This is a genomic window from Sorangium sp. So ce836, assembly GCF_028553905.1.
In the GTDB taxonomy this organism is placed as follows: Bacteria; Myxococcota_A; Polyangia; order Polyangiales; family Polyangiaceae; genus Sorangium; species Sorangium cellulosum_D.
The window spans coordinates 14,275,812-14,295,542 of the sequence record NZ_CP102233.1; the positions used below are offsets into that span (position 1 = coordinate 14,275,812).

The 19,731-nt window shown below is 69.7% G+C and carries 9 protein-coding genes, 1 pseudogene and 1 CRISPR repeat array; of the genes and pseudogenes, 5 read left to right on the forward strand and 5 right to left on the reverse strand.

Going from position 1 to position 19,731, the window contains the following annotated elements:
• Positions 1–16: 16 nt before the first annotated feature.
• Together cas1 and cas2 are read left to right on the forward strand one after the other, a co-directional pair.
• Positions 17–1,066: pseudogene (gene cas1 / locus NQZ70_RS52130) on the forward strand (type I-MYXAN CRISPR-associated endonuclease Cas1); the annotation flags it as partial.
• A 31-nt stretch (positions 1,067–1,097) separates the two neighbouring features.
• Positions 1,098–1,394: a CRISPR-associated endonuclease Cas2 gene (cas2, locus tag NQZ70_RS53675; RefSeq protein ID WP_408022453.1), complete on the forward strand. Its 297-nt coding sequence runs from the start codon at positions 1,098–1,100 to the stop codon at positions 1,392–1,394.
• Between the two features lie 259 nt (positions 1,395–1,653).
• Positions 1,654–5,547: a CRISPR direct-repeat array (repeat unit 24 nt; unit sequence GTGATGCCGGAAGGCGTTGAGCAC).
• Positions 5,548–5,583: 36 nt separating this feature from the next.
• Here cas2 and NQZ70_RS53680 read toward each other — a convergent pair.
• From NQZ70_RS53680 to NQZ70_RS52140, 3 genes are all read right to left on the reverse strand, one after another.
• Complete coding sequence (locus tag NQZ70_RS53680) at positions 5,584–6,129, reverse strand: imm11 family protein (RefSeq protein WP_408022408.1); 546 nt, start codon at positions 6,127–6,129, stop codon at positions 5,584–5,586.
• 111 nt (positions 6,130–6,240) lie between these two features.
• Complete coding sequence (locus tag NQZ70_RS52135; protein ID WP_129580887.1) at positions 6,241–6,627, reverse strand: Imm1 family immunity protein; 387 nt, start codon at positions 6,625–6,627, stop codon at positions 6,241–6,243.
• A 15-nt stretch (positions 6,628–6,642) separates the two neighbouring features.
• Positions 6,643–13,113: an FG-GAP-like repeat-containing protein gene (locus NQZ70_RS52140; RefSeq protein WP_207217691.1), complete on the reverse strand. Its 6,471-nt coding sequence runs from the start codon at positions 13,111–13,113 to the stop codon at positions 6,643–6,645.
• A gap of 519 nt (positions 13,114–13,632) precedes the next feature.
• Here NQZ70_RS52140 and NQZ70_RS52145 point away from each other — a divergent pair.
• Both NQZ70_RS52145 and NQZ70_RS52150 read left to right on the forward strand, forming a co-directional pair.
• The gene (locus NQZ70_RS52145) at positions 13,633–15,132 is read left to right on the forward strand and encodes a ferritin-like domain-containing protein (protein WP_237244857.1); all 1,500 of its coding nucleotides are present in this window, start codon (positions 13,633–13,635) and stop codon (positions 15,130–15,132) included.
• A 241-nt stretch (positions 15,133–15,373) separates the two neighbouring features.
• On the forward strand, positions 15,374–16,567 hold the full coding sequence (locus tag NQZ70_RS52150; RefSeq protein WP_257792757.1) for a PAS domain-containing protein: 1,194 nt from the start codon (positions 15,374–15,376) through the stop codon (positions 16,565–16,567).
• Here NQZ70_RS52150 and NQZ70_RS52155 read toward each other — a convergent pair.
• Positions 16,564–16,758, reverse strand: a complete 195-nt coding sequence (locus tag NQZ70_RS52155; RefSeq protein WP_165374602.1) for a hypothetical protein — start codon at positions 16,756–16,758, stop codon at positions 16,564–16,566. The two genes, NQZ70_RS52150 and NQZ70_RS52155, sit on opposite strands and share 4 nt — an antisense overlap.
• A gap of 38 nt (positions 16,759–16,796) precedes the next feature.
• Between NQZ70_RS52155 and NQZ70_RS52160 the strand changes: the two genes are divergently transcribed.
• Positions 16,797–17,726 carry a DUF4142 domain-containing protein gene (locus tag NQZ70_RS52160; protein ID WP_129580891.1) on the forward strand — a complete coding sequence of 310 codons (930 nt, stop codon included), beginning with the start codon at positions 16,797–16,799 and terminating at the stop codon, positions 17,724–17,726.
• A 526-nt stretch (positions 17,727–18,252) separates the two neighbouring features.
• On the opposite strand, the gene NQZ70_RS52165 is transcribed toward NQZ70_RS52160, so the two are convergent.
• A complete protein-coding gene (locus NQZ70_RS52165; RefSeq protein WP_129580892.1) occupies positions 18,253–19,695 on the reverse strand; it encodes an aldehyde dehydrogenase family protein in 1,443 nt (480 codons plus the stop codon).
• Positions 19,696–19,731 lie beyond the last annotated feature (36 nt).

Here is a 19,731-nt window from a genome sequence, read left to right on the forward strand (position 1 = left end):
GGGAGACGTCGTCGAGATGACGCTCGCGTCGGCCGCGCTGGGCATCCGAGGGCGCATCGACGCGCTCCGCGGACGAAGCGGCGAGCTGTACCCGGTGGAGCACAAGCGCGGTCAGCCTCGACGCGGTCGCTCCGCCGACGCGTTCGAGGTGACCGAGCGCGAAGGCGAGCGCACGCGGATCGGGGCGCGAGAGGTGAGCGACATCGTCGTGCACGGCCATGCGCAGATCACCACGCAGGCGCTCCGACTCTGCGCCGCCGAGGAGATCGCCGTCCACTTCGTCGGCGCCGGCGGGGTACACATCGGCGTGTTCAGCGGCGGGAGCTCGGGCGTGCAGCGGAGGATCCGCCAGTTCCGCGGGCTGACGGACGACACCTTCGCTATCGGGCTCGCCTGGCGGCTGGTGATGGCGAAGATCGAGATGCAGCTTCGCCATGTGCTCAGGGCATCGAGCAAGGACGACTCGTTGGGCGCTGCCATCGAGGAGCCGATCGATATCCTGCGCGGCAGCCTGCGCCGCGGCGCGGATCGCCTGTCGCTCATGGGTCAGGAGGGCAACGCTGCGCGTGGCTACTTCAGCGCGCTCGCAGTGCTCGTGCATCCGGATGCCGGAGACGCGCTACGCCCGCGCGGTCGCTCTCGCCGGCCGCCGGAAGATCGCTTCAACGCGCTGCTCTCCTTCGGCTACACGCTGCTCTACCGGGACGTGCTCGGCGCGATCCTCCGGGTCGAGCTGGGGCCCGGCTTCGGTGTGCTGCACCAGCCACGTTCCGCGGCCTTCCCGCTGGCCTTGGATTTGACCGAGCTCTTCCGGGTGCCGGTTGTCGACATGGCGGTCCTCGGCGCTGTCAACCGCCGGACCTTCGATGCGGAGCGCGACTTCGCGATCACGGGCCGTCAGGTCTGGCTGTCCGATGTTGGTCGCCGCGCGTTCATCGAGGTGTACGAGCGTCGCAAGCACGAGGAGTACCGCCACGACGTGCTCGGCTTCTCTCTCTCCTATGCGCGCATGATGGAGCTCGAAGTGCGGCTGATGGAGAAAGAGTGGTCGGGCGAGCCCGGTCTCTTGGCCGCTTTTGAATCCGGTAGAGGTCCCCATGCCCGAGCCCCGTTACTGGTACCTCGTCGTGTGCGACGTCTCCGAGCCGAAGGCGCTGCGCAAGGTGCACAAGGTGCTGAGCGCTTGGGGAAAGCCCGTTCAGTACTCGGTCTTCCGCGTGCGCGGAACGGCTCGAGAGCTCGTGCGCCTGCGCTTCGAGCAGACCGGGCTCGTCGCCTCGGAAGACCGCCTGATGTTCATCCGACTCTGCCCGGACTGCGCCACCAGGGTTACCGTTCAGGGCAAAGATCTTGCGCCGCTCGACCTTGAGCCACCGCCGTTCCGGATCGTGTGAGGCGTAGGATCAAGCATCGGCGCGCGATGCCCGGCGCGCCTCGGTCCTTGACAATCGAACCTAGTGATTCCGAGAATTTACGTCGTGTTGAAGGCTGGGCAGGTGCGTGAATGGCAGCAGATGCGAGTGAAGACGCCGCTGGACGAGGAGCGAGCACGCGGGCGGGGCGTGGACGCCGGCCAGCGGAGGGAGGAGCTTGCAGGGGAGGTGAAATTGATGAGTAATGTCAATGGCTTGTGAGGGCGGGCCGATCCCCGCCGTGATGCCGGAAGGCGTTGAGCACACCGCCTCACAGGGCGGGAGATCGGTCCCCTCGGTCACCGATCCCCGCCGTGATGCCGGAAGGCGTTGAGCACCACTTGCCCCAGACGCTAAGCGTGATGGGCGGTGGCGGCCGATCCCCGCCGTGATGCCGGAAGGCGTTGAGCACGTGGAGGTCGACGGTATCACGGGCGACGTGCGCGCAGCCGAGCCCCGCCGTGGTGCCGGAAGGCGTTGAGCACGCCCCCGCGGAATCGACCGCCGAACGTGACAGGATCCGATCCCCGCAATGATGCCGGAAGGCGTTGAGCACTCGACGCTGTAGCCCGCGGCATCGCGCCGCAGGTAGCCCGATCCCCGCCGTGATGCCGGAAGGCATTGAGCACACCGGCCTCTACGTCGAGGCGATGCGGCGCTGGCCAGCCGATCCCCGCCGTGATGCCGGAAGGCGTTGAGCACGTCCAGCCGGCGCGCGCTTCGGTCGAGATCGTGGCCGATCCCCGCCGTGATGCCGGAAGGCGTTGAGCACTCGAATTACGACCAGTTGCCATCGCGCCCGTGCTCCCGATCCCCGCCGTGATGCCGGAAGGCGTTGAGCACTCGTCCTGCGGCGACTCGACGACCTGGATGATCGCTTCCGATCCCCGCCGTGATGCCGGAAGGCGTTGAGCACTCGCTCGTGTGCAGCCCCTCGAACGCGACGACCCGACCGGATCCCCGCCGTGATGCCGGAAGGCGTTGAGCACAACTACGCAGAACTCACGCCGGAACTCGAGCGCAGCCTCCGATCCCCGCCGTGATGCCGGAAGGCGTTGAGCACATCTCCCGCGCCAACGGCGCCGCGGAGCGATCCGACCGATCCGCGCCCGTGATGCCGGAAGGCGTTGAGCACGCCAGTCTCCTCGACGAGCACGGGCGCATCATCTCGGCCATCGCCGTGATGCCGGAAGGCGTTGAGCACGCCGACAGGGCGGAGGAGGCGCGGAGACGAACCATCCGATCCCCGCCGTGATGCCGGAAGGCGTTGAGCACGTCGGTTCGGCGCGGCGGCGCAGTGGGGGCCGGCCAATCCCCGCCGTGATGCCGGAAGGCGTTGAGCACCTGTGGGATCAGACGCACCCGCAGACCACGGAGGGTCGATCCCCGCGGTGATGCCGGAAGGCGTTGAGCACTTCGGGGAGCGCGGCGAGTGCGCCCTCGTCCGCGTGGGCCGATCCCCGCGGTGATGCCGGAAGGCGTTGAGCACCATCCTGCGCGATCAGAAGAATCGTTGTTCCCTTTCTCCGATCCCCGCGGTGATGCCGGAACGCGTTGAGCACCGCCACACGTGCGACGACTCGACTGCGAGGCGCTTCGTCCGATCCCCGCCGTGATACCGGAAGGCGCTGAGCACTGCGAGGTCTGCCCACCGAGTTCCAGCGGGAACCGCTCCCCGCCGTGATGCCGGAAGGCGTTGAGCACCGGCCTAGACGCGCTTTAATGAGCGGCTGTCCCGTCCGCTCCCCGCCGTGATGCCGGAAGGCGTTGAGCACCCAACTCGCCGTCGCGCCCCGGGGCGCGCCAGCCCCGCTCCCCGCCGTGATGCCGGAAGGCGTTGAGCACCACGCGGACAGCGACGCCAAGCCGCCATGCGAGTCCGATTCCCCGCAGTGAAGCCGGAAGGCGTTGAGCACAAGCCCCAGGCCGGGCGCGACTACCTGAACGCCCTCCGATCCCCGCCGTGATGTCGGAAGGCGTTGAGCACCGGATGCTGGCCGCCGCCGCCGGCGCAACGTGGTCCCGATCCCCGCGGTGATGCCGGAAGGCGTTGAGCACCTCGAGGTTTACCGCCGGGGCGCGACCACCGCCGAGGAGCCGACTCCGCCGTGATGCCGGAAGGTGTTGAGCACTTGATGTTGATCGTCACGTCTCCGGAGGAGCCGCCCGATCCCCGCCGTGATGCCGGAAGGCGTTGAGCACAGCTCGGCGACGAGCTCTTGCAGCGTCGCCTGCAGCCCGATCCGCGCCGTGATGCCGGAAGGCGTTGATCACTCGGTTACCCTCGGGACGAACGATGCGAGACGGCCGATCCGCGCCGTGATGCCGGAAGGCGTTGAGCACCCGACAGGGCGTTCCAGCGGTCCGAGCGACTCGTCCGCTCCCCGCCGTGATGCCGGAAGGCGTTGAGCACCACATCCGAGCCGTCGAGGACCTCGGCGAGCTGCGGCGGCCGATCCCGGCCGTGATGCCGGAAGGCGTTGAGCACTCGCACCAGCCGATCGTTGCGCCGGGGTCGATGCCGCCCGATCTCCGCCGTGATGCCGGAAGGCGTTGAGCACCGCCCCCGCGTCGTCGTCGTCGAGAACGTCGCCAGCCCGATCCCCGCCGTGATGCCGGAAGGCGTTGAGCACGTCCCGAAGTGGTAGGGCAGCGCCATGCGCCGCGCCGATCCCCGCCGCGATGCCGGAAGGCGTTGAGCACTATCCGGCCCACCCGGTTCCGTTCGGGTGGGCGTACCCGATCCCCGCCGTGATGCCGGAAGGCGTTGAGCACAATTGAACCAGGGTTGAACCATTGCCCCTTATCGAAAGCCGATCCCCGCCGTGATGCCGGAAGGCGTTGAGCTCCGGCAATCGCCTTTGCGTTGGGAGTTCGCGGCGCCCCGCTCCCCGCGGTGATGCCGGAAGGCGTTGAGCACAGCGCCGCCAGGTACGTCTCCCTCGGGAGGTAGGTGTCCGCTCCCCGCTGTGATGCCGGAAGGCGTTGAGCACGCTAGCCCCTGCTGCGCCGTGGGCGGCCGACCTGCCGATCCCGGCCGTGATGCCGGAAGGCGTTGAGCACCTTGATTCCGAGATCCGCCCGTACTCATCGAGGCCCCGATCCCCGCGGTGATGCCGGAAGGCGTTGAGCACCTTGATTCCGAGATCCGCCCGTACTCATCGACGCCCCGATCCCCGCGGTGATGCCGGAAGGCGTTGAGCACTCCGGTGCATCTCCGACCCTCGCGACGGCGGCAACCCGATCCCCGCGGTGATGCCGGAAGGCGTTGAGCACTTCGGGCACGAGTGGAGCTGGCCGAGGTTCTGGCCCGATCCCCGCTATGATGCCGGAAGGCGTTGAGCACTACACCGTCCGGAGCTCGTCCACGATCGTGCCGCTCCCGCTCCCCGCCGTGATGCCGGAAGGCATTGAGCACCCGGACTCGCGCGAGATCCCGTTCTGACCGACCCGCCGCTCCCCGCCGTGATGCCGAAAGGCGTTGAGCACAGCGGCAACGGCGGCCAAGTCCGCTACGAGTTCGTAGCGGATCCCGCCATGATGCCGGAAGGCGTTGAGCACCCTCGCGAGTACCAGTGGATGCGCGATCAACTCTGGTCCGATCCCCGCGGTGATGCCGGAAGGCGTTGAGCACGGGGACTTCGTGACGATCGACTTCAGGACCGCCATCCGATCCCCACGGTGATGCCGGAAGGCGTTGAGCATCTCGCCCGGGACGCCCTTCTCGTCCCCCTGCAAGACCGCTCCCCGCGGTGATGCCGGAAGGCGTTGAGCACCCAGAAGAGAGAAGAGATCTCCGGGCCCACGCGCGCCTGATCCCTGCCGTGATGCCGGAAAGCGTTGAGCACCACGACGCCGAGCGCGCCCAGATCGAGGCCACCGCGCCGATCCCAGCCTTGATGCCGGAAGGCGTTGAGCACTAGTCGAACTCCCCCGTGACCGCGCAGAGCACCACCCGCACCCCGCCGTGATGCCGGAAGGCGTTGAGCACCAGAACACGTACTGCGTCGGCCCGTCGTTCCGCGCGACCGCACCCCGCCGTGATGCCGGAAGGCGTTGAGCACAAGGGGGCCCCGGAGTCACCGACCTGGAACCCCACCCGCACCCCGCTGTGATGCCGGAAGGCGTTGAGCATACGGCGAAGGCATATAGCAATCGACCATGTGTTTCGCTATGTAACTTCCTGAAACTTGGCTCCGCGGCATCCGATCTGTTCCATTGCGAGCTTTACCGAATCCGATACAATAAGAGCGACTAGCCAGCCCTCGATGCGAAAGAAATGTGCGTCGTTCGGAACGTTCGCGGGCTCGATCCGTAGCTTTGTGACCCCCCGGTACTGTCCCGCAAGATCGGCCCGGTGATCCCGCTCTGTCCACTTGGTGAACTCTGACCGGCTCTCGTCGAGGCACTTGACGACACGCAGCGCGTTGAGCACCTCGAATCCGACGTGCCCATGGATTCGCAGGGGAATTCGCTGGAGGTCGTCGTCTGCAACGGAGCCGATCGCTTGCGCAACCCGACGTGTAGCTACAGGGACAGCGAAGCTGGTTAGGGAAAAATCCAGAGGTATGCCAGGTCGAGAAATTGTTGCGATTGGGCTCCCCTGGAAAGCGCTCCCCGCCCAGAATGGCGGCTCCCAGCCGTCATCGGCAGTGACCTCTCCGATATGCCATCGCTGCGGAATGCTCACGTCGTCAACTAGCTGAAAGTGCCGCATTGCTGATCTGTGAGAAAATTGTGTGCTGCGCGTTCTAGTGTTATCGCATCAGTTTTGGTGGCGAATGTGCGCAATTTTTCGTGTGGCGCGCTCCGCCGGCGCCAATATCCCTCAGTCCTGTTCCCATTCAATTGCCTTGGTGAGCCCGCCTCTGCTACAGAAGAACCTTATCGCCTCCCGGGCAATAGGTGTCGAGATGCTGTTTCTCATTGGGAACTCGGACCAGTTGCCTCCGAAGCGAAAAGTGATCCCGTCGTCAAGATCTAGATCTCCTTTACTTGTAAAATAAGGTGGATTTTTGTCGCCCTTTATATAGTTCAGCACGCTCCTCTCACGACCAAGGCCGATTGCAATTGAGTCTCCCGACTCCGACAGCTCTACGGTTACGAGCGTGGGATCGGTCTGTGAAAAGGTGGCATGAAGCTCATCGAGAAGGTGCTCCAAGTCGGAGATTGACGACAGCTGCCGCTTCTGCTGGTCCCATTCTACTACGAGCATGTTCTTCGCCTCCTCTCAGTCCGGTAACCCGATGAATACCTGGTCATAGCCGTCCGGCCCGAGCACGCGAAGTTGTGCGCCTTCAGGTAGCATTCGCGGAAGCATCGCACCACAACCGGTAGCGCTAGAACAAGGGACTTGGTTGATGTGCAAAGTTGCATCCTTGATTCCTCGCTCTCGCATAACAGCTGCCGCGTGGGCCTCGACGTGCGACTTGATTCGTCCATTCATGCCTGGCGTTCCGCGGGGCATTGATGCGGAAGGCCCCTTGTAACCGCTGACGAGCGGCATATCGCCTGTGGCTGTTCTCAATACTCCTGTGGTTTTACCCCCTGTGTATACCGGCAGCGACGGGGCCCCCCGGGCGATCCCCGCCGCGGTCGTAGCTTCTTCGAGCGCCCCCAGCCCTCTCCCCGCGCCGAACACCGTGGCCGCGCCGATGATGACCGTCTTCACCCCCGCCGCGCCGGCAGCGCGGTAGTCGTCCCGATCGATGGCGAGCGCCGTGTCCGCCGCTCCCCGCCCGATCTGGTAGAGCGGGTTGACGGCGTTCAGCGCGCCGACGACGCCGTTCTCCTTGTACCCGTCCCACATGGCCCGGCCGAGCTCGTAGGTGCCGTAGCCGCCGAACGTGAGCGCGCTCAGCACCAGCGACCGCGCGACGCGGAGCGCCAGCTCGCCCGTGCCCTCGCCGGCGCCGAGCAAGCCCTCGCCGACCACGCTGGCGGCGCTCGCGTGCTCCGGCGACGACGGCCCCGGCTGGGGCACGAAGCCCGCGCTGGTGCCGTAGACGCCGACGTCGACCGGCGGCACGGCGCCGCCGACCTCGGCGCCCATGGCGTTTGCGTCGGCATCGGACCGCGCCTCGTGCTCCGGGAATCTGGCGACCACCAGCTCTTCGATCGGCGGCAGCCCCAGCTCGTCCGATGTGAACTCCGCGCCGGCCGCTCGCGATGACCCACCCCGGTCCTCCGGAACCGCCTCCTGAAAGCCGCTCGGGTCGACGTACGCGAGCGGGTTGTTCAGCACGTAGCTGTAGGCGTTCCAGCTCTGGCCGAAGAGCGGCCTGGAGACGACCGGATCGGGCGTCGTGAACCTCCCGATCTTCGGGTCGTACAGCCGCCCCTTCATGTGGACGAGCCCGAGCTCGTCGTCGCTCCCGTGCCCGGTGAACCCGCGCGCCAGCAGCGCCGGCGGCGCCTCCGCCTTCGGCGCGCGCCTCCATGTCACCGGATCGCGGCGCGCGCCGAAGGCGTCGTAGCTGCGCCGCTCCACCTCCCTGCCCGCGTCCTCGCCGCGCCCCTCGGTGAGCAGGTCGACCGAGCCGAGGTGGTCGACGTGGATGTACAGAGTCCTCGCCTCCCCGCCGGCCCTCTTCGTGACTACCGCCACGGCGCGCTCGCTGGATCGCACCGTGTACCGATGCTCCACCACCCCCGTCGCGAGGTCGGTGACCCGCTCGTACAGGTCGCCGGCATAGACCGTCTGCTCCATGGGCGTGGTCTTTCTGATCCGCCGCTGGTCGCCGTCGTAGTCGAGGTCGACCGTACCCGTCCCGCCAGCGAGCGTGATGCTCGCCGGCAAGTCGAACGCCGTGTACCGGATCTCCTCAACGCCCGGCCTCCGGACCTGGTTGCCCACGGCGTCGTACGCGAACACGTCGGCCCCGGCCGTCCTCACCGCGTGCGGGTGCTCCGGGTCGTACGTGTACTCGCCGACGTCGGGCTTCTCTCGGATGTTCCCGTTCGGCGCGTACGTCGTCTCGAACAGGCAGAACCGCTCATGCCGCGCGGCGCACGTCAGCCGATCGAGCTTGTCGTACCGAAAGTGCTCGGTCCTCTCCAGCCGGTCGTCGCGCCGCGAGGAGAGGTTGAGCCGGTCGTCGTACCCGTACCAGAGGTCCTGGAGCACGACGTGGTCCTTCATCGTGGCCACCCGGCGCAGCCGGCCTTTGGTCTCGTGGTACGACCGCTCCGTGGTCACCCCGTTGCCGAACTCCTCAATCCGGATCCGGCCGGCCTCGTCGGTGTCCTCGAGCCGCCAGAACATCTCTCGGGAGCGCTCATTCCGCAGGCCCACGAGATGGCCGTGCGCATCGAAGATGCGCCGCACCCCGAAGCGCCGCTCCCCCTCCGCCTGCGGGTACCAGAGCCGGAACGGCCGGCTGTGCCCGTCGTAATCGACCGTGGTGGCGAACCGCTCGCCCTCGATCGCCAGCTCCTCCTCGCGCAACCTCCCCAGCGCGTCGTACCGGTACGTCGTCCTGTGCCCTTCGGGGCTCGCCACCTCGGCGAGCTTGCCCACCCCGTGCTCGGCCTCGTCCCAGGTCCACGTCGTCGTGCCGTCCTCGTCGCTGCGCTCCACGGCCCGGCCCAGGCGGTCGTGCTTCCAGCTCACCTCTCGCCCGAGCGCATCCACCGTCGAGGTCTGCTGGCCGAACCCATCGTAGTGCGCGACGGCGGTCCCGCGGTCCGGGTCGATGTGCCGGCGCACCCGGCCGTACGCGTCGCGCTCGGTCGTCGTCTTCGCATCGCCCGGGTCGGTGACCGTCCACAAGCCGCCGAACGGGCCGTATGCATACGACGTGACGCCCCCTTCCGGATCGACGATCCGCACCGGCCGCCCGAGCGCATCGTTCTCGATCGTGGTCACGCGCCCGCCCGGCCCTTCCACCTCCACCGTCCTGCCGAGATACCGGTAGCGCGTCTCCGCCCCCCACGCCGCGCGGTGCCAGGCGATCCGGCCCGTCGCGTCGTGCCCGTACGTCTCGACCTGCATCCGCTCGCGCGGCGTGCCCTCGGCCGCGGGGAGCGACCGCCGCGCCACGCGCTCGCCGCTTTGGTCGAACGCGATTTCCTGCACCACGCGCTCCGCCGGCCCGTCGTCGGTGCGCGCCTTGTACGCCCACCCCCGGATCGGCCGCCCAAACCCGTCGAGCTCCACCGTCTCGTCGGCGCCGCCGTCGGTTGCGGTCCTGCGCAGCACCCGCCACGCGTCGCCCCTCGGCCCGCCGTCGCGCGTGCGCGAGAGCGTCGCGCGCGTGGTCGTGCCGTCGGGCCGGCGCTCCTCGGTGATGCGCCCGAGGCCGTCGTGCGCCCATTGCGTCGCGAGGCCGTTCGGATCCACCACGGCCTCGAGCGCCCCGTGGCCCGCGTCGTACCTCGTGTACGTCACGTGCCCTTCCGGGTTCCGCTGCGCGTACGGGAAGACCCCCTCGGCGTCGTACGAGACGCACGCCTTCCGCCGCCCTCCGAAGGCGTCCTCCGCCCTCGTGTGGATCACGTTGCCGAACGCGTCGCGCGTGTACCGCACGCGGACCACGGTCTCCGGATCGTCGTCGTCGCTGCCCGCCGACTCGGTGCGCACGCGCCCGTGCCGGTCGTATGCGCGCGAGCTCGTGCGGCACTGCTCGATCGACAGCGCGCGGCTGCACTCCTGCTGCGTCTCCAGCAAGCCGATGAGCCACGCGTCCTCGTCGTTCCGGAACGTCCGCTTCACCTTCAGCGTGAGGTCGACGCCCGCGGTCGATGTGCTCTCCTCCCGGATGTTGCCGAACGCATCCCACGCGCTCACGAGCCTCTCCGTACGGCTCACGACCTGCGTCGGCGCATACCACGTATCGCGAACATACTCTTCCAGCGTCTTGCCGCTGTCCCGCCGGTGCTCGCCCTGCTCCCGCCGCTGCTTTTGATACACCGGTAGCGTGAAGTAGCTCTTGCCGCGGTTCGTCAGGATCGCGTGGATCAGCCGCTCGGTATACGAGAGCTCGACCCTGGAAACGCCTTTCTGCTGCGGCTCGGGGGTCCACCGCCATTCCCGGACGACGTGACCCGCCAGGGGAAAGCTGCGGTCCGACGGATCGAACGTGACGTTGTCGAAGAACTCGGCGCTGCCCGCGCCCGAAGCTGCGTCGCGCACGATGCGCACGCCGAAGCCGAGAAAGCCGCGGCCCAGCCGGTGGTACTTGCCGTTTCTGTAGGCCACCTGGAAGGTGCGCAACCGATCCGCGCCGTTGTTCACCGCATACCTGCTCACCACGCGCCGCGGCCCGAGCGCGCACCGCACCGGGTAATCGCACGCGCCGTCGCCCGGCTCGCCGGTGTCGTACCGGGGCAGGTACGTCCTCTGCTCGCCGCGCACGCCCGGCTCTGCGGCGGACAGGTGGCTGTACTCGATCTGCACCTTGGGCACGTGCCCCGCCTCCTCCGGGTCGTACGCGCTCATGCCGTCGCTCACGGTCCACAGGAGGTCCTCCTCGCGCAGCCGGCTGCGGAACACCCGCAGCTCCTTGCCCACGGCCAGCACCACGTCCTGGTTGCCGTCGCCGTCCACGTCGGTGACGCGCGGCGCCCACGGGTGCGCGAGCGTGATCTCGCGGTCGACCAGCACCTCGCTCACGGGCAGGCGCGCGTCGATCACCGCGAACGTCCCGTCGCCGGTGCTGCCCGTCGCCTGCAAGATCTTCCACAGGACAGGCCCGCCGGGCTCGCGTATCGGCATCAGCAGGTCCTGCCGCCCGTCGCTGTTGTGATCGATCGGCGCCGCCAGCTTCGCGAACGCGTCGGCGTCGAACACGAACGAGGGCAGGCTGCTCACGCCGGCCGCGAAGCCGTCGCCCGTGTTGATGAACGTGCGCAGCTGGCCATCGTCGAAGCCCGTCTCCACTGCGTCCGGCAGGCCGTCGCCATTCACGTCGAGCACGATCACCCGCCCGCCGCTGCCGGCCTTGAGCACCGGCAGCCCCGTCGCCCGCTTCGTCCACTCGCCCGGTCGCACGAACGACAGCGCCTCGAACGTGGTGCCGAACAGGGTTCCGTTGCCCGTGATCGTCGCCTCGTAGACGAGCAGGTCGACCTTGCCGTCGCTGTCGACGTCGGCGAGGTGCGTCTCGGCGTTGCAAGGGTGCCCGCGCAGCGCCGGGATCCGGCTCGGCTCCGGCTCGAAGCCCGACGCCGCCGGACGCCACAGGTGCAGCGTCCAATCGGTGAACACGCTCCCGGTGTCCTCGCACTGGAGCAGGTCGGCGATGCCATCGCCGTCGACGTCGGCGAGGTGCGCCGAGGCGTTGCGGCTGTTCAGATCGAGCGGCGGCGGGGCGTCGATCCCGAACTTGCGCCGGATTCCGGTGCTCTTCCGCCGGAACGTCCCCTCCGGCGTCGCGAGCAGCACGTGCCAATCGGGATAACGGCCATGGACGTCGTGCAGAAAGATATCCATCCTCCCGTCGTCGTTGTAATCGATCGGCGTGCCGAGCTCCGGCTGAACCGGTGACGGCGGCGCGTGATGCATCTCCTGATGCGCGAGCGCGAGCGCGCCGAAGGACGAAGAGCCCCCTTCGGCCATGCGGTTCGGCGCGACGAAGAAATTCGTGATGGGGTTATCGTCATCGACCGGCAGGTCCAGATCCGTCGTCACGAGGTCGTCGCGCCCGTCGCCGGTCGCATCCATCGTCATCAGGCTGCCACGCTCGGACTCGGGCACCCGCAGCCGCGTCCCCACCTCCGCGAACCCCGGCCCCGTGCCGTGATGCCACCGGAAGCGCGTCGCCGGCTTGCACCTGCCGTCCGCCGCGCACTCCCGCACCGCATTGAGCAGCCGCCGTCCGGTCGCCGGCCCACTCGTGTACGAGAAGCGGTACTCCCGCACGAGCGCGCCGCCGGGACCGAGCATCCGGATCCGATCCAGCTGCTGCGAGCTCCGAAGCGCCATGCCCCGCGAGTACAGCACGCGCCCGGTTCCCGGCCGCCGCGGGGCGTACACGAACTCGATCGCTCGCGTCGCCGCCGCCCGCGGGTGCCCCGTGTACTCGATCCGCCGCGGCGCGTGCTCGACCGTGTAGCCCTCGCTCGCGCTCGTCTCGTTCTGGTAATGGAAGTCGATCGTGTTGCCGCTCCGATCGCTCACCCGTGTCGCCCACCACGCGCGGATGACACCCCCCTTCGCGAGCACCTGCCCGCTCGGCTCCCCGCCGTACTCGAGGACGCGCCCTGCACGCGTGAACACCCGCAATCGCTTCGGCCCTCTCGCCCGGTCCCACCCGCCCTCGTAGCTCGCGACTACCCGCGCGAACGTGTCCGGGACCGTCCGGTACTCGACGACCTCGCCGCCACCGCCGACCTCCACCAGCCGCTTGCCATCGAGGCAGAGCGCGTCGCCCTCGTCGTACCGCACCGCCCGGATCTCGCCGTCCTGCGCGAGGTTCCGCGGACACCGCGTCACCGCCGACAGCCCGGTCACGGAAAACCCCATGCCGAGCACGCCCTCACCCGATGCGCTGTCGTACTGCACCGCGAGCTCTGGCTGCATCCCGGCGCGCCCCGGCGGCACGACGAGCGGAATCGTGTACGTCGCCTCTCCGGTGCTCGTCACGCCGAACGACCCGGCGATCGCGCCTGCCTCGACCGTCGCCGAGTGCGGCAGCTCTGCCGGAAACGGCGACGCCGCCTCGTCGGGCTCCGGGCAGGGCGTGTCCGGCAGCTCTAGCAACGAGGGGGGTAACCGCGGCGAATCCGAGCACGCCGTCATGGCGAGCACACACGCCGCGACAAGCAGCGCTGCCAGGAGCCAGCGATGCGCGCGCCTCTGCTGACCGCGAGAGCCGCGAGACCGCCATGGCACATAAGGCGACACGCTGGCGGCGCGAGATGATCTGGCTCTCATTTGCAATGCTCTCCCTAAAAGCGCGCCGCTTCCGTATCTCCGGCGTGGGTTGTGATCAACCTCGCTCGCGGCTGGCGAACGCCGAGACGACGGAATGGACGGGGAATACCCGTCCCATCCCGCGGGCACTCCGATGAACGTCGACGCGCTGGCGTGAGCCGCTCCACGCGTGCGATGAGCGATCCGCCAGGCAACAGCATCCGGTCGTGCCGGCAGCGTCGCACCGCATGCGCCGAGCTCGCCGACGCTCGCGACCCACCGTGATCGTCCTCGGCGTCCACGCGCAGCGCTCGCCGCGCCGTGCGCCCGACCGTCGGCCGCGCGCCCCTCTGCTACCCTCGCGGCATGGACCGCCACCGCTCGCTCCGCATGACCCTCCTCCTCGCCGCCGGCGCCGCCGGCTGCTCCAGCGCGAAGAGCCGCGACATCGCGATCGTCACGCTCGCAGAGCCGCAGGCCACGGGGGACGACGCCGGCGCCGCGGACGACCCGGCGGCGCCCGCGCCCCGGCCGCAGCGCAGCGCGGGCTGGGTGCAGGAAGCAGACGGCACCGTGCACCGCGCGTCGCCGGTCCGCTGCGACGCGACCATCGCGCAGCGCGCGTGCGCCGGCACCGAGCGATCATTCCAATGCAAGACCGACGCCGACTGCACGGAGGGCCCCCGCGGCAGGTGCGTGAGCTCCTTCGGGCAGATCGGCGCCTATTGCGGCTGCGAGTACGCCTGCGAGACCGACGCCGAGTGCGGCGCGTCCGAGGTGTGCGTGTGCAAGGGGACCGGCGCGCTCCGAGAGGAGCACGCCGTCTGCGCGAAGGCCCTCTGCGCGGTCGACGCGGATTGCCCCGGCAGCACCTGCGGCCTGTCGGCGTACTTCAACGGGTGCTGGGAGCAGGTCACGCTCGCCTGCCGGACCAAGGACGACGCCTGCCACAGCGACGCCGACTGCGCGTCCGACACGAACCCGGGCGTCGCCTGCGTCGTCCCCGACATCGAGGGAGAGAGCGCGCGCTGGGAGTGCGCCGGGATCTCCTGCGCCATCGGCCGCCCCCTCGTCGTCGAGGGAGCGCCGCGCGCCGCGCAGCGCGCCGCGCGCGACGACTGGCGCGCGCCCGCGGCGCCCGCGGAGCTCGACGTCGCGTCCCTCCCGCCCGAGGTGCGCGAGCGCGCCGCGGCGCACTACGCCGCCGTCGCCGCGCTCGAGCACGCGTCGATAGCGAGCTTCGCCCGCTTCTCCCTGCAGCTCCTCGCGCTCGGCGCGCCGGCCGCCCTCGTCGGCGAGGCGCACCGCGCCGCGCTCGACGAGCTGGAGCACGCGCGCCTCGCCTACGACATCGCCTCGCGCCTCGCGGGCCGGGCGATCGGCCCGGGGCCGCTGCTCGAGGCGGCCACGGCGCCCGTCGGCGCCGGGGTCGCGGAGGTGGTGGAGGCGCTGGTCGAGGAGGGCTGCGTCGGCGAGACGCTGGGCGCCGCCGAGGGCCGGGAGCTCGCGCGGATCGCCGCGGACCCCGCGCTCGCGGCCGCGCTCGCGCGCATCGCCGCCGACGAGGAGCGGCACGCGGCGCTCTCGTGGCGAGCGCTGTCGTGGATGCTCGCGACGTTCGGCGAGCCGGCGCGCGCCGCGGCGGAGCGGGCGTTCTCCCGCGCCGCCGCGCGGTTCGCGGTCGACCCGGCGCCGGGGCTCCCCGCGCACGAGGCGCTCGGCCTGCTCCCCGCGCCCGCGCTCGGGGCCCTGCGCCGCGAGGTGCTCGCCGAGGTCGTCGCCCCCTGCCGCGCGGCGCTCCCGGGGCTCCTGCGCGACAACGCTCCTGCCGCCCCGTCGAGCTCGCCGCGAGGCGCCTCGACCTGAGTGACGGCAAGCGCGCGCCGCCGCAACGGAAGCACGGAAGCTCCGATGACGCGCGGCCGCGGAGACACATCCTGAGTCGCCTGACAGCGCTGTAGCCCGAGCGACGATGTCGCATCCGCGATGACAGACGGAGCGCGGACTGGCGAGCAGGCGCTCGCGTCGCCCGAGCGAACGCGCTTCTCAAGCGAGACGGGGCTCTGCTACAACCCGACCTCGACGCTCGCGTGCGCTGGGAGGGAACGTGGCGGACCAGGGATCACCCAAGGATTCACTTCGAGCATTCTTCGCTTCCTGCCCGGACATGCTGTTCGTCGCGGGATCGGACGGCAGCCTGCAGCAGGTCAGCGGAGCGCTGCGGCGCGCCCTGGGGCCGGCGGCGGCGCCCGGGGCGACGCTCGCCTCGCTCGTCGCCGAGGTCGATCGGGAGCCGCTCGCGGCGGCCTGGTCACGGCTGCAGCAGCGCGCGGAGCCGCTCCGGCTCGCCCTGCGCTTCCGCGACGCGCGCGGCGCCGAGCACGCCCTGACGTGCAGCGCGACCCTGTCGCCCGACGGCGACGCGATCTTCGGCTCGCTCCAGGGCGCGCCCGCGCCGGAGGCGAGCCGGTCGCTCAAGGAGCGCATCCTGGATCAGGTGGTCGCTCACCTCCCCATCGCGCTCTGGGCGGTCGATCGCGAGGGCAGGTTCGGCTACCAGGACGGCAGGGCGCTCGAGAAGCTCTGCCTCGCGCCGCACCAGTGCGACGGCGTGAGCCTCTTCGAGGCGCAGGAGGGCAGCGAGCTCGCCGGCGAGGTGAAGCGAGCGCTCGCCGGGGAGCCGATCCACACCTGCGATGAGGTGCAGGGCGCTCACTGGGACAGCTGGGTCGTCCCGCTCCGCGGCGGCGACGGCGAGATCGAGGGGGCGGTCGGGGTGGCGCTCGACATCTCGCCGGCGAAATCCGCCGAGGAGGAGCTCCGCTCGCGGCTGCGGCAGATCGAGAAGCAGCAGGAGGTGATCCGCAACCTCTCGACGCCGATCATCGAGGTGTGGAGCGGGGTGCTCACCCTGCCGATGGTCGGCATCGTGGACAGCGTGCGGACCGCCGACGTGATGGACAGCGTGCTCCAGCGCATCGTCGAGCAGCAGGCGCGCTTCGCCATCCTGGACCTCACCGGCGTCGAGATGGTGGACACGCGGGTGGCGAGCCACCTGATCGAGCTCGTGACGGCGATCCGGCTCCTCGGCGCGGAGGGGATCGTGGCCGGCATCAAGCCGAACGTGGCCCAGACGATGGTCGCGCTCGGGCTCGATCTCTCGCAGATCGTCACGCAGCGGAACCTGCGGGCCGCCCTCAGCTACTGCATCCGGAAGATGAACCCGCCGCAACTCACGCCCTCGCCGAGCCCCGCGCTGGCGAGCGCCAAGCAGAGCTCCGGGGCCGCGGAACGCGGTTAGAGCACGGTTGTGCGTGCCGGGATCACCCATTCGGCGAATTCGGCATCCTGTGGGATGAACGGCGCGGCTCTCGAAGCGGCTTCCAAAGCAGATTCGCCACGGCCGTAGCAAGTTGCCACAGGTTGGGCGGCAACTGTCGTGAGGATTTCCGGGGAAAACGTGGTGTCGTCCTGTGCACCGATCTTGCACACGGCCCGGCACCTGAACACACCTGAGGAGGTCCTTATCTATGGTCGTATCGCGCAACGTTCTCGTCTTGGCGTTCGGTCTTGCTCTCGGAGCCGGTTGCTCCAACCAGCCCGCGGCGAGCGACCCGAGCACGGTGAACGCACCGCCGCCGCCGGCCCCGACCCCGGCTCCGACCACGCCGCCGGAGACGGCGCCGGCCCCTCCGCCGAGCGCTGACGCGCAGGCGGGGACGACGCAGCCGGACGCCACCACGAGCACGACGCCGAGCGCGCCTGCCGAGGCGCCGCTCACCGACGAGCAGATCGTCGCCGTGCTCGACGCCGCGAACGAGAAGGAGATCGACGAGGCGCAGCTCGCGCAGACCAAGGCCAAGAACAAGGACGTGAAGGCGTACGCCAGGGTCATCGTCCAGCACCACAACGACGCGAAGGCGAAGCAGGCCAAGCTGGTCAAGAAGCTCGGCATCGCGGCGGCCGAGTCGGACAAGAGCAAGCAGCTCGCCACCGACACGCAGCAGGCTGTCGAGCAGCTGAAGGCGCTCCAGGGCGCCGATTTCGATCAGCAGTTCGTGCAGATCATGGTCAAGGACCACCAGACGACGCTCGACCTCATCGACCGGCGCATCCTGCAGGACGCGAAGAACGCCGACCTGAAGGCGCTGCTCGAGAAGGATCTCCGGCCGACGATCGAGAAGCACCTGAAGGACGCGGAGGCGCTCGCGCAGAAGCTCGGCCCTGCGGGGGCCACCGGCGCGGCGACCGGCGCGGCGACCGGGGCGACGGGCGCTGGCGCCCAGGGGGCCGCGAGCGGCGGCCAGCACGCCGCCGGCGCGCAGTCGGGGCACCAGGCCGGCCAGACCGGCGTGACGGCGGGGAGCCCGGGCGGCCAGGGCGGCGTGCAGCCGCCGGCGGCGACCCCGGCCGCCGGCGCCGGCGCCGGCATGAAGGGGGCCTCGGCCGGGACGAAGTAGTCCCCGCGGCCCACGGCGTCGCGAAGGTGAGCGCGCGGCGTCGATCGCGCGCCCCGGGTGGCGATTGAAGAGACGCGCGCAGCGGGTCCATCGACCGGCTGCGCGCGTCGCCGTTTCTGCGGTATCGGCCCGGAGCGGACTCGATGTCGAATCACCTGGACAACGAGACGTGAGAGGAGAATTCCTCTCCACATCGACGTCCACCCACCAAGAATCCGGCCAGGGATCCGGAGAGAGTCCAACGCAAAGGGGCAAAAAGAACAAATGTTATGCGTCTTTACGTTGAAATTCTCTTCGCTCGCGAGGCAGACCCTGGCGGGATCTCCGCCCCGCGGTACTAAACGACGATCACGTTGAAATTCGGCGAACATCGATTCATGAGAAGAGGACCGCCAGGGCGCAAGGGACGCAGGGGAAGAGAAGAATACAACTCCATCTCTGTCCGGTTGCGCCTCTTGCGCCCTTGCGGTCTCTCCTCTCTAGGTGGCTTCTCTCAGGAGAGCTCTGGCGACGCCGCCCCCTCGGCTCAGCCCAGGGCCACCCAGACCGACTTGAGCTGCGTGAGCTCGTCCAGCACCGCCCGCCCGTTCTCCCGCCCGAAGCCGGACTGCTTGTAGCCGCCGTACGGGCTCGCCGCGTCGAACCGGTTGTACGTGTTGATCCAGATCGTCCCCGCCGCGAGCCGCGCCGCCAGCGCGTGCGCCTTGCCCACGTCGCGCGTCCAGATGCCCGCCGCCAGGCCGTACTCGGTCGCGTTCGCGACGCGCGCCGCCTCCTCCACGTCGTCGAAGGGGATGACCGCCAGCACCGGGCCGAAGATCTCCTCGCGGGCGATGCTCATCGACGGCGACACCGCCGAGAACACCGTCGGCTCCACGAAGAACCCCGGCCCCTCGCGGCGACCGCCGATCTCGCGGCGCGCCCCCTCGGCCGCGCCCCGATCGATGTAGCCGAGCACCTTCGTGAAGTGCGCCTCGGAGACGAGGGGGCCCATCTGCGTCGACGGATCGAGCGGATCGCCCGCCACGAGCCGGCGCGCGCCGCTCGTGACCGTCTCCAGCACGCGATCGTGCACCGCCCGCTCCACGAGGAGCCGGCTCCCCGCCGTGCAGAGCTCGCCCTGGTTGTAGAAGATGGCCGTCACCGCCGCCTTCGCCGCGCTCTCGACGTCCGCGTCCGCGAAGACGATGTTCGGGCTCTTGCCGCCGAGCTCCAGCGACAGCTTCTTCAGCGTGCCCGCCGCCGCGCGCATGATCGTCCGGCCCGTCTCCGTGCCGCCCGTGAACGAGATCTTCGCGACACCAGGGTGCTCCACGAGCGCCGCGCCCGCCTCCTCGCCGTGCCCCGTGACCACGTTGACGACGCCCGGCGGCACCCCCGCCTCCGCGAGGATGCGCGCGAGCTCCAGCGTCGTCAGGCTCGCCTCCTCCGGCGGCTTGACGACCACCGTGTTGCCCACCGCAAGCGCCGGCGCCACCTTCCGCGCCGCGAGCAGCAGCGGGAAATTCCACGGGATGATCGCGCCGATGACGCCGAGCGGCTCGCGCACCGTGTAGTTCAGGAACGGGCCGCGCACCGGGATCGTCTCGCCGCCGAGCTTCGTCGCCCACCCGGAGAAATAGAAGAACGTGTCCGCCGTCCGCGGCACGTCGATCGTCCGCGCCGCCGTGATCGGCTTGCCCGTGTCCACGGCCTCGAGGCGCGCGAGCTCCTCGCACCGCGCGAGGATCAGCTCCCCGGCCTTCCACAGGATGCGCGCGCGCTCGTTCGGATCCATCGCCGCCCAGCGCGGAAACGCCGCGCGCGCGGACGCGACGGCGGCGTCGACGTCCTCCCGCCGGCCGCGGGCGAGCTGCGCGAGCGCCCCGCCGGTCGCGGGGTTCGCGGTCTCGAACGTCTCGCCGGAGAGGGCCTCCCTGTCGGCGTTGTCGATCCAGAGCTTCTTCACCGTCTCGCGCGTCTCGGCCATGCCCTCGTCGTAAACCCGCGCACCCGGGCGCGGCAA

Coding starts and splice junctions, on each gene's coding strand:
- cas2 (WP_408022453.1), top strand. CDS start 1,098: ATGCCCGAGCCCCGTTACTGGTACCTCGTCGTGTGCGACGTCTCCGAG.
- NQZ70_RS52145 (WP_237244857.1), top strand. CDS start 13,633: ATGGACCGCCACCGCTCGCTCCGCATGACCCTCCTCCTCGCCGCCGGC.
- NQZ70_RS52165 (WP_129580892.1), bottom strand. CDS start 19,695: ATGGCCGAGACGCGCGAGACGGTGAAGAAGCTCTGGATCGACAACGCC.
- NQZ70_RS52160 (WP_129580891.1), top strand. CDS start 16,797: ATGGTCGTATCGCGCAACGTTCTCGTCTTGGCGTTCGGTCTTGCTCTC.
- NQZ70_RS52135 (WP_129580887.1), bottom strand. CDS start 6,627: ATGCTCGTAGTAGAATGGGACCAGCAGAAGCGGCAGCTGTCGTCAATC.
- NQZ70_RS53680 (WP_408022408.1), bottom strand. CDS start 6,129: ATGCGGCACTTTCAGCTAGTTGACGACGTGAGCATTCCGCAGCGATGG.